The sequence below is a fragment of the Streptomyces sp. NPDC004284 genome, assembly GCF_042874035.1.
Classification (GTDB): Bacteria; Actinomycetota; Actinomycetes; order Streptomycetales; family Streptomycetaceae; genus Streptomyces.
This window is the reverse complement of sequence record NZ_JBIAMJ010000012.1, coordinates 110,621-124,759: the sequence shown is the minus strand read 5'-3', so window position 1 is coordinate 124,759 and position 14,139 is coordinate 110,621. Positions and strand designations below refer to the sequence as shown.

10 protein-coding genes are annotated in these 14,139 nt (G+C 71.4%); 1 reads left to right on the top strand and 9 read right to left on the bottom strand.

From position 1 onward, the window contains the following. Positions 1-71: 71 nt before the first annotated feature. The 3 genes from ACFYUS_RS27395 to ACFYUS_RS27385 form a co-directional block, all read right to left on the bottom strand. On the bottom strand, positions 72-1,019 hold the full coding sequence (locus ACFYUS_RS27395; protein ID WP_388857447.1) for a response regulator: 948 nt from the start codon (positions 1,017-1,019) through the stop codon (positions 72-74). After that, the gene (locus ACFYUS_RS27390) at positions 1,016-2,269 is read right to left on the bottom strand and encodes a histidine kinase (protein WP_388857444.1); all 1,254 of its coding nucleotides are present in this window, start codon (positions 2,267-2,269) and stop codon (positions 1,016-1,018) included. Before ACFYUS_RS27390 ends, ACFYUS_RS27395 begins: the two co-directional genes overlap by 4 nt. A gap of 98 nt (positions 2,270-2,367) precedes the next feature. After that, the gene (locus ACFYUS_RS27385) at positions 2,368-4,485 is read right to left on the bottom strand and encodes a type IIA DNA topoisomerase subunit B (RefSeq protein ID WP_388857441.1); all 2,118 of its coding nucleotides are present in this window, start codon (positions 4,483-4,485) and stop codon (positions 2,368-2,370) included. Between the two features lie 434 nt (positions 4,486-4,919). On the opposite strand from ACFYUS_RS27385, the gene ACFYUS_RS27380 reads away from it, so the two are divergent. After that, complete coding sequence (locus ACFYUS_RS27380) at positions 4,920-5,153, top strand: hypothetical protein (RefSeq protein WP_017237643.1); 234 nt, start codon at positions 4,920-4,922, stop codon at positions 5,151-5,153. 155 nt (positions 5,154-5,308) lie between these two features. Here ACFYUS_RS27380 and ACFYUS_RS27375 read toward each other — a convergent pair whose 3' ends face one another. The 6 genes from ACFYUS_RS27375 to ACFYUS_RS27350 all read right to left on the bottom strand — a co-directional run bounded on the left by ACFYUS_RS27375 (position 5,309) and on the right by ACFYUS_RS27350 (position 14,136). Further along, positions 5,309-6,130: a S1 family serine peptidase gene (locus ACFYUS_RS27375; RefSeq protein WP_388857437.1), complete on the bottom strand. Its 822-nt coding sequence runs from the start codon at positions 6,128-6,130 to the stop codon at positions 5,309-5,311. 143 nt (positions 6,131-6,273) lie between these two features. Then, positions 6,274-7,821: an RNA polymerase sigma factor gene (locus tag ACFYUS_RS27370; RefSeq protein WP_388857434.1), complete on the bottom strand. Its 1,548-nt coding sequence runs from the start codon at positions 7,819-7,821 to the stop codon at positions 6,274-6,276. 377 nt (positions 7,822-8,198) lie between these two features. Then, positions 8,199-9,086 (bottom strand): FadR/GntR family transcriptional regulator, encoded by an 888-nt coding sequence (locus ACFYUS_RS27365; protein ID WP_388857431.1) that lies wholly within the window; start codon positions 9,084-9,086, stop codon positions 8,199-8,201. 160 nt (positions 9,087-9,246) lie between these two features. Continuing rightward, entirely contained in the window at positions 9,247-11,046 is a 1,800-nt protein-coding gene (locus tag ACFYUS_RS27360) for an ATP-binding cassette domain-containing protein (RefSeq protein WP_388857428.1), read from the bottom strand. A 122-nt stretch (positions 11,047-11,168) separates the two neighbouring features. Further along, positions 11,169-11,939 (bottom strand): NUDIX domain-containing protein, encoded by a 771-nt coding sequence (locus ACFYUS_RS27355; RefSeq protein ID WP_388857425.1) that lies wholly within the window; start codon positions 11,937-11,939, stop codon positions 11,169-11,171. Between the two features lie 109 nt (positions 11,940-12,048). Beyond that, a complete protein-coding gene (locus ACFYUS_RS27350) occupies positions 12,049-14,136 on the bottom strand; it encodes a glycogen debranching N-terminal domain-containing protein (RefSeq protein ID WP_388857422.1) in 2,088 nt (695 codons plus the stop codon). Between the last annotated feature and the right edge of the window lie 3 nt (positions 14,137-14,139).

The following is a 14,139-nucleotide window of genomic DNA, read 5'->3' as shown; positions in this document are numbered from 1 at the left end:
TTTCGGCCGCAGGTTCAAGGATGGACAGAGCGGGAACATCTCGGACTCTTCTCCCCCTTCACTTCACCCCATTAGGTGACTCTTCTCCCAGGTGCACTGACCAGACCGTGCTGATATGCGTACCGCACGGCCTGAGCCCGGTCGCGCACCCCGGTCTTGGCGAAGAGGTTGTTGATGTGAGTCTTCACCGTGGCCGTGGAGATCCGCAGCCTCCTGGCGATCTCCGCGTTGGACAGTCCCTCCGCCACCAGCACGAGCACCTCCGTCTCCCGCTCCGTCAGCCCGTCGCCATACGGCCCCGAGGAGACGCCCTGGCCCCCCGACGACCTAACGGCCCCGCTTCCGGCCTCCGACTCAGCCTCGGACCCCAGCCCTGGCCCTGGCCCTGACCCAGCCCCGGACCGATCGGGGTGACCGGCCTGCCCGGACCTGGCCCGCCCAGGCCGACCGCCCCGCTCGTCCCAGGCCGCCCGGTCACCCGGATCGTCATCGTCCCGGTGGTCCCGGTGATCCCGGTGATCCCGGTGGCCCTGGTGGTCCTGGTGGTCCCTGTGGTCCCGGGCATCGCGGGCCTCCCGGTCGATCAGCCGTTCAAGGAGCCTCCGCTGCACGGAGGGGGACAGCCCGGCGCGCCCGTCGATCACGTCCCGCACGGCCCGCTCGATCTCCTCGCCGCCGGCGTCCTTGGTGAGGTAACCGCGCGCCCCGGCCCGCAGCGCCGGGAACAGCGAGTCGTCGTCGGCGTAGGTGGTGAGTACGACGACCTCCGTCCCGGGGTGCCGCTCACGGATCCGGCGGGTGGCCTCGACACCGTCGCAGCGAGGCATCCGCAGATCCATCAGCACGACGTCGGGACCGAGCTCGGCGGTGAGCGCGACCGCCTCCTCCCCGTCCCGGGCCGACCCGACGACCTCGATCCCGGGAAGCAGGCCGAGCAGCATCACGATCCCCTCGCGGACGACGGCCTGGTCGTCGGCGACGACGACCCGCGCGACACGGTCGCCGTTCGCGGCGCTCATGCCGGCACCCGCAGCCGCACCGTGAACCCGGCTCCCTCGGGGCCCGCGTCCAGGCTGCCGCCGAGCAGTTCGGCGCGCTCTCTCATGCCGAGCAACCCGTACCCGGAGCCGGAGGACCCGAGTTCCTCCTCCACCCGTGCGGCCTCGTCCGTTCGGAGCGGTCCTGAGTCGCGTATCTCCAGGGAGATCTCGTCCGTCCCGTAGGCGAGCCGGATCCTGGTCCGGGCGCCCGGGGCGTGCTTGCGGACATTGGTGAGGGCTTCCTGCGCGACCCGCCGCACCGCCTGCGAAGCCTCGGCGGGCAGGTCCCGGCGTTCGCCGGTGACGTCGACCTCGGCCCGGTCCTCCCGCGCCAGCTCCCGCAGATAGTCCTCGACCGGCGCCATGTCCCCACGCAGGGCCGAGAGCGCGTGGCGGGTCTCGGCAAGGCCCTCCCTGGCCATGGACCGGGCCGAGGTCACGAGCTTGAGGATCTCCGCGCGGTCCGCCCCGGCCTCGATCTGGAGCCGTGCGACCTCCAGGTGCACCATCTGCGCGGAGAGGCTGTGGGCGAGCACGTCATGTATCTCCCTCGCGATCCTGGCCCGCTCGGCGAGCGCCGCCGAGGCGGCCTCCGCCTCCCGGGCGAGCCTCTCCTGGGCGAGGAGTTGGAATCCGGCCCCTCTCGCCTCGGCGTCCAGCCGGAGGGAGTAGCCGGCGAGCAGCACGGCCACCGTGGTGATACCGGCCCCCCGGATCCCGGTCTCGTCGGCCTCCACGAACCCGGCCACGAGCACCGCCACGGTGACCAGCCCCACGGGGAGCGGCAGCCGCTCCATCGCCATGACCGAGACGACGATCCAGATCACCGTCGCGGACGTCGAGGCACCCGCCGCGTAGGCCCCGAGGCCACAGAGCGTGATCACCGCGAGCAGTCCCAGTGAGGCCGCCAGGCGATGGTCGAGGGTCGTGTGGTGATACCGCAGCGCCGCTGCGACGCAGAGCCCTAACCCCAGCGGAGGCAACGGCGCGTACCAGCCGTCGAACGCGCCCGAGATGTAGCAGCTGGTCACCACCAGGACGCTCAGGGCCGCGATCATGGTGTGGTCGAGGACGATCCGCCCCCGGGGCACACCGACGCGGGTGAGTGCCTCTCTCGAGGGCCAGGAGCCCCAGGAAGGCCCGTGCGCCGCCGCGCTCCCCGCCCCTGCCGGCTCCGCCCTCGCTTGTGTCCTCGTCCTCGTGATTCCTCGGTAGCGCTTCTCGCTCATGTCCGTCCCCCCTCCGACACTTCGATGTTACGGAGAGTGGGCGGTCGTGTGATCGACCCGTGGGTGGAGCGTGTGGCTCCACCCACGGGTGGAGCCCGTCAGGCGTCGATGCGCGAGCGGTCGAGGGTGGCCGCCGATCCGGTGATGAACTCCTTGCGGGGCGCCACGTCGTTGCCCATGAGGAGATCGAAGACCTGCTCCGCCGCGTCCAGATCGCCGATGTTGATCCGGCGCAGGGTGCGGTGACGCGGGTCCATCGTGGTCTCCGCGAGCTGGTCGGCGTCCATCTCGCCGAGACCCTTGTAGCGCTGGATGGCGTCCTTGTAGCGGACCCCCTTGCGCTGGAACTCCAGGAGGGTCTGCCGCAGCTCGTTGTCGGAGTACGTGTAGACGTACTTGTCCTGGCCCTTCTTGGGCTGGACGAGCTCGATCCGGTGCAGCGGCGGCACCGCGGCGAAGACCCGGCCGGCCTCGACCATGGGCCGCATGTACCGCTGGAAGAGCGTCAGCAGCAGGCAGCGGATGTGGGCGCCGTCGACGTCGGCGTCGACCAGGAGGACGATCTTCCCGTAGCGGGCGGCGTCGATGTCGAAGGTGCGGCCCGAGCCCGCTCCTATGACCTGGATGATCGCGCCGCACTCGGCGTTCTTGAGCATGTCCGAGACGGACGACTTCTGGACGTTGAGGATCTTTCCGCGGATCGGCAGCAGCGCCTGGAACTCGCTGTTCCGGGCGAGCTTCGCCGTACCGAGGGCGGAGTCTCCCTCGACGATGAAGAGCTCGCTGCGCTCCACGTCGTCGCTGCGGCAGTCCGCGAGCTTGGCCGGCAGCGAGGAGGACTCGAGCGCGGTCTTCCTCCGCTGCGCCTCCTTGTGCTGGCGGGCCGCGATCCGGGTCCGGGCCGCGGCGACGGCCTTCTCCAGGACGGCACGGGCCTGCGCCTTGGCGTCCCGCTTGGTGGAGGTGAGGAAGGCCTTGAGCTCCTTCGCCACCACGTTCGCCACGATCCGGCGGGCGGCGGAGGTGCCGAGGATCTCCTTGGTCTGCCCCTCGAACTGCGGCTCGGCGAGGCGGACCGTCACGACGGCCGTGAGCCCCTCCAGGGCGTCGTCCTTGACGATGTCGTCCTCGGCGACGCGCAGCATCTTGGCCGAGCGCAGCACCTCGTTCACCGTCTTGGTGATGGCCTGCTCGAAGCCGGAGACGTGGGTGCCGCCCTTGGGGGTGGCGATGATGTTGACGAAGGACTTGACCGTGGTGTCGTAGCCGGTGCCCCAGCGCAGCGCCACGTCGACCGCGAGCTCACGGGTGACCTCGGTCGGGGTCATGTGCCCGCGCTCGTCGAGGACGGGGACGGTCTCCTTGAAGGTGCCCTGCCCGGTGAGGCGCTGGATGTCGCAGACGGCCTTGTCCTGCGCGAGGTACTCGCAGAACTCGCTGATGCCCCCGTCGAAGCGGAAGGTCTCCTCGCTCTTGCCGATGCCGGCCAGGTCCCGCTCGTCGCGGACGACGATGGTGAGGCCCGGGACGAGGAAGGCGGTCTGACGGGCGCGCTGGTGGAGCGTCTCCAGGGAGAGCTTGGCGTCCTTGAGGAAGATCTGCCGGTCCGCCCAGTAGCGGATGCGCGTGCCGGTGCGGGTCTTGGGGACGCGCTTGGTCTTGACGAGGCCGTTGGCCGGGTCGAAGGGGCTGTCGGGGCCCTGCTCGGTGAAGATGCCGGGGACACCGCGGCGGAAGGAGATCGCGTGGGTCGCGCTGTTCCGGTCGACCTCGACGTCGAGGCGGGCCGACAGGGCGTTGACCACGGAGGCGCCGACGCCGTGCAGACCGCCCGACGCCGCGTACGAGCCGCCGCCGAACTTTCCGCCGGCGTGCAGCTTGGTCATGACGACCTCGACGCCGGAGAGACCGGTCTTCGGCTCGACATCGACCGGGATGCCCCGGCCGTTGTCCCGGACCTCGACGGAACCGTCGTCGTGGAGGATGACCTCGATGTGGTCGCAGTAGCCGCCGAGGGCCTCGTCGACCGAGTTGTCGATGATCTCCCAGATGCAGTGCATCAGGCCGCGGCTGTCGGTGGACCCGATGTACATACCGGGGCGTTTGCGGACCGCTTCGAGCCCTTCGAGTACGAGCAGGTGCCGCGCGGTGTAGTTGGAACCGTCACGGTCTGCGGTCAGCAGCGCACTGGACGGCACGGACGTCTCGGCGGTCACGCGGTTCGCTCCTCGCTGAATTTGAAATCTGGCCCGGTGGGGTAAGGCCCGGCGTCGGTCACCGCTCAGAGGGTACCGATGCCTGGTAGAGCCGTTGTAACGCCACCCTCCCCGATTCTTCATGCTAGTCCAGGGTCGCATGAATGTTCGATCCCTCGATGGGGTGACGTGAACATCACGTTCCCTTCGAGGCATGAACCATTTAGGCTCCGGGCACGTCCTCATGAACAACCGGCAACCGTGCCGGGAGGGCTAACCGACACAAGCAACGCGAAATCCGTAGAGCGACGCAATACGGCTCATTCGCCGCCAACCGGCAGCAGACAGCCACCTTAGAGAAGAAGTTTCAAGGAAAAGCCACGAGCGGGAACGTTTTCGGCCTGGTTGGATGTTGACCCTGGTACGACAGCTCGTCGAGCTAGAGAAGAGGCGACGTGACTACTGTTCTGACCCCCGCGAGCCCCCTGACGGCCGCTGACCGTTGCGACCGCTGCGGCGCCCAGGCATACCTGCGCGTCGTTCTGACCAGCGGAGGTGACTTGCTCTTCTGCGCCCACCACGGACGCAAGTTCGAGCCGGAACTCAAGAAGATCGCCGTTGAGATACAGGATGAGACGGACCGGCTCACGGACGTGCCGGCCCGCACGCAGGGCGAAGACCACGCCTGACGCGCCATCCGCGACGAGCCCAGGGCCGGTCATTGATCGGACGACGGGCGGTCACCCCCTGACCTCAGGTGGTGACCGCCCGTTCTCGTACCCTTCGTGCTCGTACTCCCGGCAGAATCCGGGGCCACCGCCCGTCCCTGCCTTCGGGCCACGGCTCAGAAGTTCGGCGGAAGCACCGCCGAGACCCGCGTGTAGACGCCCGGGTTCTCCGCCTGCCCGCAGCCGCTGCCCCAGGACACCAGGCCGACGAGGAGCCCCTTGGCCACCAGCGGGCCACCGCTGTCGCCCTGGCACGCGTCCTTCCCGCCCCGCGGGTCGCCCGCGCACAGCATCGTCCCGCGCTGGTAGCGGACGCCGAAACCGCCCGGGTACGCCCGCTCGCACGCCGCGTCCGGCAAGACCTGGACGCGCGCCGTCCGCAGCGTGGAGGCGTAGGCGCCGTTGCCGGTCGTGTCACCCCAGCCGTAGACGTCCGCCTCCGTCCCGGACGCGTACGCCGCGTCGTCCCCCGAGCGGGCCACGCCGATCACATATGACTGCGGCAGTGCGCTCACCAGCGTCAGTACGGCCAGGTCTCCCGCGTTGGTCGTCGGGTCGTAGTCGGGGTTGACCCAGGTGTCCGAGATCCGGACCTCCTGCCCCTCCTGTCCGCTCAGCGCCGCGCGGCCCGCGATGACCACGAAGTCGCGCACCTCCCACGGCTCGCCGCCGAGCACCTCGCGGCCCAGGCAGTGGGCCGCCGTGAGCACCTTGGTCGGTGCGACGACCACACCCCCGCAGAACTGCCCCGCACGCGTACCCCCGAACCGGTCACGGCTGGACAGCGCCACGACCCACGGCGCGTCCGTGATCTGGGTCGGCCGGCCGCCCACCACGACGCTGTCGGCGACCACGGGGCCGGCGGTGGCAAGCTGCCCCGCCGCCGCGGTGATCAGGCCCAGAGCACCCGTCAATGCTCGGATGAGGGAACCACGCATGGAGCCTCCTGACTCTCGGGTGATGTCGGTTCACCCAGCGTCCAGCACGTGTCCCCGCCGTGCACCCGCGCAAAGCCGGAGGGCCCGGCTCCCCCTCTCGGGGAACCGGGCCCTTCCGTGTGCCGATGCGTACCTCGTACGGATCAGTCGAGGTAGTCGCGCAGGACCTGCGAGCGCGACGGGTGACGGAGCTTCGACATCGTCTTCGACTCGATCTGACGGATCCGCTCTCGCGTCACGCCGTAGACCTTGCCGATCTCGTCCAGCGTCTTCGGCTGGCCGTCGGTGAGGCCGAAGCGCATGGAGACGACGCCCGCCTCACGCTCGGAGAGCGTGTCGAGGACGGAGTGCAGCTGCTCCTGGAGGAGCGTGAAGCTGACCGCGTCGGCCGGGACGACCGCCTCGGAGTCCTCGATGAGGTCGCCGAACTCGCTGTCGCCGTCCTCACCCAGCGGGGTGTGGAGGGAGATCGGCTCACGGCCGTACTTCTGGACCTCGATGACCTTCTCGGGGGTCATGTCGAGCTCCTTGGCCAGCTCCTCCGGGGTGGGCTCACGGCCCAGGTCCTGGAGCATCTGGCGCTGGACGCGCGCGAGCTTGTTGATGACCTCGACCATGTGCACCGGGATACGGATGGTGCGGGCCTGGTCGGCCATGGCGCGGGTGATCGCCTGACGGATCCACCAGGTGGCGTACGTGGAGAACTTGTAGCCCTTGGTGTAGTCGAACTTCTCGACGGCGCGGATCAGACCCAGGTTGCCCTCCTGGATCAGGTCCAGGAAGAGCATGCCGCGGCCGGTGTAGCGCTTGGCCAGCGAAACCACCAGACGGAGGTTGGCCTCCAGGAGGTGGTTCTTGGCCCGGCGGCCGTCCTCGGCGATGATCTCCAGCTCACGCTTGAGCTTCGGGGCGAGCTTGTCGGAGTTCGCGAGCTTGTCCTCGGCGAACAGGCCGGCCTCGATGCGCTTGGCGAGCTCGACCTCCTGCTCGGCGTTGAGCAGCGGGACCTTGCCGATCTGCTTGAGGTAGTCCTTGACCGGGTCGGCGGTGGCGCCGGCGACGGCGACCTGCTGCGCCGGAGCGTCGTCCTCGTCCTCGTCGGACAGGACGAAGCCCTTGCTCTCGCCCTCGGTCTCCTCGTCGTCGCCCTTGCCGGGTGCGACGTCCTCAAGGAGGTCCTCGCCCTCGAGGAGCTCGTCGGCGTCCTTCTTGGACGTGGTCTTCTTGGCCGCCGTCTTCTTGGCGACGGTCTTCTTGGCCACCGTCTTCTTGGCGACGGTCTTCTTCGCGGCCGCCTTACGGGCGGGCGATCCGGCCTCGTCGTCCGGGTCGGTGCCCTCGGCCGCGGTGGCCGTGGAAGCCGAGACGGTGGTCTTCGTCACGGTCGTCCTGGCAGTGACGGTCTTGGTGGCGGTGCGCTTGGCCGGGCTCTTCGCTGCGACGCTCTTGCGGGCGCGCTTCGGCGACTCCGCTGCACTGACCATCAGCGTCACACCCTCTTCCTCGAGGATCTGATTGAGGCTGCGCAGAACATTCTTCCACTGGGTTGGCGGAATCTGGTCGGCTTCGAAGGCCCGACGCACGTCATCGCCGGCGATCTGCCCATCAGCCTTTCCCCGCTCGATGAGCGCCATCACAGACTCGGACTCGGCGATCTCCGGCGGGAGCGTACGGGATGTGCTGGCCGACACGAACAACCTCTCGGAACGATGGAAACGGCTTCCGGCCCCGCCCTGGATCGGGCTGGAGCCGACGACCGTCGACGGGGAATGTGCCGACGGCGCGGGCTGGACCGGGGAACTGCACAGCGCCTCCATCGGCTGCTGTATTCCTTCCTCGGCTGTCACCTCTTAAGTCATCGCACGGCTCGGAGGAGTGTTACGCCCAATCTTCGTGGCCCGAGTCACACCTCATTTGCGACGAAACGGCCGGAACGGTCGATCACTGCACATTCGCGCCGCCCGAACCCGGGCGCCACCCGGGGAGACCCTGCCGGTCCCCCGGGTGGTGCTCGGACCCGGCGGCACGCGGTGCGTGCGCCTCCGCGCTCCCGGCCACGGCCCGCGGGTCAGTGTTCGCGAGGGGCGGGGACGACGCGCTCCACCTCTGGGTGGACCGTGAGCAGCTGCCGCATGGCGCTCTCGGCGCCGTGGGCGTCCCCGGCGGCGAGTGCGTCCACGATGCGGGCGTGGTGCGCCAGGCAGGCCTCGCTCGGCCGGTCGCAGCCGGTGACGGGGCCGCCGGAGACCTGGAGCGCGGCGGCGACGATGCCGGAGAGGTGCTCCAGCATGCGGTTCCCGGCCAGCTGGATGAGGAGGGAGTGGAACTCCGTGTCGGCGCGGGAGAAGGTGATGCCGTCGCCCTGGGCGAACGCGTGCCCCATGATCTCGACCATGTCGGCGAGGCGCTGCTGCACGTCCTCACGACCGTGACCGGCGGCGAGGCGGGCGGCGAGGGGCTCGATCGTCCAGCGCAGCTCGTTGAGCTCGCGGCGCTGGTCGTCGCGCTGCGGGCCGAAGGCGCGCCACTCGATGATGTCGGGGTCGAGGAGGTTCCAGTCGCTGACGGGCCTGACTCGCGTACCGACATTCGGGCGGGCGCTGACGAGCCCCTTCGCCTCCAGGACGCGCAGCGACTCGCGCACGACGGTGCGCGAGACCTCGAACCGCTGGCCGATCTCCTCGGGGACGAGCGGACGGTCGGCACCGAGATCGCCGGAGACGATCATCTGGCCGAGCTGCTGGACGAGCTGCCCGTGCAGCCCGCGCCCCCGGTTGCCGGCGGTCCGGCGGCCGACGCGGCCCAGGTCGGTGTCCACCCCCTCCCAGGAGGGCGGGCCCACACGGCCGGCGGTGGGAGCCTCCGCGTAGGGGTAGCGGTCGAGATCGCCCGGGGCGCCGAGGCCAGAGTCGACGGGGCGGGCGGCGGTCATCATGGTGTGCGCAAGGGTACTCACGCATCCTTTGTCGGCGTTGCCTCCGTGACCCTTGAGGTCTTTGGTGAAAAGCACACGAAAGGGTGATCGGCACCCCCTACACAATTGACGATTAATCGGGCATATGTGGCAGTTTTCAAGGGTGTTGACGCAGATCCGGAACCTTTAAGTCTGCAAGTGATCACCAACGAGCCTTGCGGCGAAGGCCGGTGAACACATAGGCGCAGAGCAGCCCGGTCAACGTCAGCGAGAGCGCCACCCCCGCGGGCTGACCGACCACCCGTAGCGCCCCCGCGAGCCACCGGTCCAGGGCCGGGGACCACTGCGGCCCCGCGAACTCGCGCAGCCGCGCCGGAAGTCCGGCCGCCGACCGCACCGACGGCCCGGTCAGCACCTTCTGCAGCAGCGGCACGAAGGCGACCGGCACCGCGAGCACCGCCGCCACTCCGGCCGCGGCGGCCCGGAACACCCCGGCGCCCAGCACCCCCGCCCACGCGCATCCGACACACAGACCGAGCCAACTCGCGCAGAGAGACGGCCAGTTCCTCGGTACGGGGATCAACTCTCCACCGTGGACGAACCGCAGGGCCGTCAGATCGACCACCACGACGAGCGCTCCGATCACGAGGGCGACGACCGCGGCCACGGTGAGCTTCGCGAGCAGCAGGCCAGGCCTGCGGGGTACGGCTCCGCGCCCTGTGGTGAGCGCCGGATAGCGGTACTCCTCGCCGAAGGAGAAGGCTCCGAGCAGCCCGGCACCGAGGGCCGCGGGCGGCAACGGGGAGATCGCCGGCCAGCCGGCCAGGACGGCGGGCAGCTCGGCCCGGCCGCCGCGCCCGAGGAGCAGGGCGAGCGCCATGGAGGCGAGCAGGACGCCGGCCACGACGAGCGGCGTGGAGGGGACGCCCAGGAGCCGGTGAATCTCGTACCGCAGCGGACGCAAGGGGAAGCGCAGGGGTCTCCGGGCGGCGCCTCTCCGCCTGCCCGGGATCTCCCGCCCCGCGGCCCCGAAGGGCTGCCCGGTGTCCGTCGACGCGGCGGCACGGCTCTCCGCCCTTCCGGTGTCCCCGTCTCCCGGAACCCGCCCCGCCTGCCGAGCACCGGCCCCGTCGTCGCCTCCTCTCTCGTCGGCGAGCCGGTGGATCGGTACGCCGTGCCGGAAGGCGGTGTCGCCGACGGCCGCACAGTCGCTGCCGTAGACGGACAGACGGTTGCCGTCCTCGGCGACCACCTCGACGGGGCGGCGGGCGGCCCTGGCCTCCTGGGTCACGGCTGCGGCCAGCCGCGTGGCGTGCGGGGTCCGGACGACGACCCTGGGACGCAGACGGGTACGGGCGAACTCGACGGCCTCCTGGTCCGCGACGAGCCGGCCTCCGTCGAGGGTGACGACGCGGTCGGCGTTACGGGCCGCGTCCTTGGGGTCCTCCGTGGTGTACAGCACGGTTCCGCCCTCGGCGGCATGTGCGCGCAGCAGCTCGTACAGCCGGCCGCTCTCGGGTACGGAGAGACCCGCGGCCGGCTCGTCGAGGAGCAGGGTGTGAGGGGCGCCCAACAAGGCGGAGGCGAGCCCGAGTCGACGGTCCGCGCCGATCGGCAGGGTGCCGATCCGGCGGCACTCCAGGCCGGTGAGTCCCACGGCCCGCACCAGTTCGTCGGCCCGTGCGGCAGGAACTCCGGTGGCGGCGCAGAGCATCCGGAGCTGCCCCCGGAGGGTGCGGGAGGGGTGTCCGGGGACGTCACCGAGGAGCACGCCGACCTCGCGAGGGGGGTGGGCGATGCGGTGCAGCGGTCTGCCTCGGAAGTAGGTGATCCCACGGCCCGGCTCGAGTTCGAGCATGAGCCGGAGAGTGGTGGTCTTGCCGGATCCCCGGGGGCCGAGGAGCGCGGTCACGGTGCCCGGCCGGGCCTCGAAGGTCAGATCGTCCACGGCGGGCGGGCGATCGCGGCGGGGAGTGCTGGTCAGTCCGATTGCCTGGAGCATCGCTTCTCTCGCGGTAGGTGACACCGCTCCGCGGCAGGGCGGCGCTACCGCAGCAAGATAACGCTACATTTCGGACTTTCGGTGCAGGTTTGACGCTCAGGGGCGCCGCACGCGCACGGCTCTCAGACCTCGGGGCGCAGCATCGGCGGATTGAGGAGAGTGGCCCCACCTGCCCGGAAGAGCTGTGCGGGGCGCCCTCCCTGACGGGTCGTGGTGCCTCCGGCCGGCACCAGGAAGCCGGGCGTGCCGGTCACCTTGCGATGGAAGTTGCGCGGGTCGAGGGACACGCCCCAGACCGCCTCGTAGACGCGCCGCAGCTCTCCGACCGTGAACTCCGGCGGGCAGAAGGCCGTGGCCAGGGAGGAGTACTCGATCTTGGAGCGGGCACGCTCCACCCCGTCCGCGAGGATCCGGGCGTGGTCGAAGGCGAGCGCCCCCGGCCCACCGTCCTCGACCGCGGAGGCCCCGTCCTCGCCGAGGAGCTCCTCGACCGGGGCCCAGCGGGCGCTGTTCGCGTCACCGCCCGCGCGCGGCGCGGGAAGGTCCGGCGCCAGCGCCAGGTGCGCGACGCTCACCACCCGCATGCGCGGGTCACGGTCAGGGGCCCCGTACGTCGCCAGCTGCTCCAGGTGCGCACCGTTGCTCGGTACGGGCGGCGGGGCGGCCGGGTCGTGGGCACAGAGGCCCGTCTCCTCGACCAGCTCGCGCGCCGCCGCGGCGCCGAGGTCCTCCTCGGCCTGTACGAAACCGCCGGGCAGCGCCCAACGCCCCTGGTACGGCGCTTCTCCTCGCCGTACGACCAGGGTGCACAGTGCGTGGCGCCGCACGGTGAGCACGACCAGATCGACGGTCACGGCGAAGGGAGGGAAGGCCGAGGGGTCGTAGGGAGGCATGCCGCGATCATAGTCGTCTTCCTGACGATAAACACGCCTCGCGGAAGCATCGACCACGACTTCCTCACCGTGCCACGAGGCTTCCCTCGTCTCCGTGCCCGGCATCCCGTCACACCCCCAGCTGAAGGCCCTCTGCGGCCTCCTCGACCATACCGAGCCCCAGCCTGCCGACCCGTACGGCGAAGGGTTCGCCGGCGACCACGAGCCCCGACAACCGGATCGCGCCGAGCGGGGCCGAGGCCAGCGGGTGCACCGATACGGACCGGCCCGGTGCGTCGGGTCTGATGCCTGCGAGGGCCAGGAGCGCGTGAACCGCTCCGGCAGCCGCGACGGCCGCCGGCCGGCACGCCGCCGGGTGAGGCACCGGGCGCCCGCCCGTCGTCCGCTGCTCTCCCGCGTACATCTCGGGGAGCCGGTGGGTGAAGGCCTCCGCCGCGTCGAGCAGCCCCCGCAGCAGGGAGGCGGCCTCCTTCTCGTGACCGGAGGCGGCAAGACCGGCCACGGCGACCGCCGTCTCGTGCACCCGGACCGCGCCGGCACGGTGGCCGAAGGGGTTGTGGCCCGGCTCCTTGGTTCCCAGGCTGCGCAGTCCCCAGCCGGTGTCGAGCGCCGGGGTACCGAGCAGCCTGGCCACCTGTTCGGTCTCCGTCCGGTCCAGGAGGCCCGGTGCGTGTCGGCCGCCGCCCAGCAGCCCGGTATCGAGCAGGTGCGCGGCCCAGCCGCCCAGCTGGGACCAGGTCCGGCCGTCGGGCGCGCGGGCGACGGCGGGACGACCCCCCGCCGGGTCGTCGAGCCAGAACTCGCGCCGGAACCGCTCGCGCAGAGACCGGGCCTCGTCCCGCAGGGTGTCTCCCCCGGGCCGTCCGCAGCCGTCGAGAAGGTCGGCACCGAGCAGGGCCGCACGGTGGGCGTGGGCCTGGGTCTCGGCCCGCCAGGGCCCGGCGGGCCCCGGGTCCGGCACGAACCCGTTGCGGTCGGCCGTACGCCGGAGCCAGTCGAGGCAGCGCTCCGCCACGGGAAGCAGCTCATCCAGGTCCGCGGACGGGAGGCCCCAGCGGCGTGCCTCGGCGAGCACGGCCGGAAAGGCGAGGGTGGCTTCGATGCCCGTGCAGCGGGGCGGGAGGTACGGGCCGGCGTCCCTGAGCGGCCCCTGGAGGCGTCCGGAGTCGGGTCCGCTGCCGGAGAGTTGGGTGCGCCCGAGGGCCCGCAGGGTGGTGGCGGCGAGCCGGGTGCCGAGGGGCAGGGCCATGCGGGCCGCCCAGAGCGCCTCGGCGGTGACCGGTCCGCAGCGCCAGGGGACGCCGGCCGCGAAGTACACGTCCGCGGGATGGGCCGGGTCGCGCTGGAGCAGGGCCCGCAGGTCCTCGACGGAGATGCGGAGCAGTTCGCCCGGCCGCGGGTCGTCTCCCTCGGCACGGGCCTCGGCGAGGAGGTGGCCGCCAGGTCGTCCGGAGCCCGCCCCCGAGGAGGCGGTGGGGCGGGCGGGCGACTCCCCGCGGACCCGCAGCCGGAGTGTGAACGCGGCTCCGGGGGCCAGCTCGGCCTCCCAGCGCAGTACTCCCGCCGCCGCCAGGGAGTCCATGGGCGGCGGGTCCGCCGTGACGGCGACGGATCGGCCGTCGCCGTCGGTCCATCGCAGTCCGGTGCCGTGGACGCTCGCGGCGAGGTCGGGGCCGGTTCTCCCGGACGCCACCGAGCCCAGGTCCGCGAGATCCGTGCCCAGAGCGACTTCCACGGGGAGCCGGAGGGGCCGGGCAGCGGAGCTGCGCAGGGTGATCCGCTCGGTTCCGTCGGCGCTCCGCGTGCGTTCGACGGTGAGTGCCGGGTCGGGTCCGGCCTCGCCGGGGACCCGTAGGGCTCCGAGGAACACCGCCCGGTCGGCGGCTGCCATGCGGCCCTGGAGCGCGACGGGTTCACGCCCCGCCACCCGCAGGACGCAGCGGGACAGGAGCCGCCTCCCCGCGTCGTACACCCCCTCGGGTCCTTCTCCCGTGAGTTGGCCGTGCTCGGCGCAGACGGTGAGGGCGGGCAGGGCCACGCAGAGGAGCGCACCGTGCACCGAGGGAAGTTCCGCGGGACGCGTCGCGCGCGGGAAGACGACGCCGGCGCCGGACGTGTGTCCGGAGGCGTGGCCGGACGGCTGGGTGCTCGGGTGTCCGGCGGGGCGGCCGGGGGCCGGAACGGGGCTGGGAGCCATGGC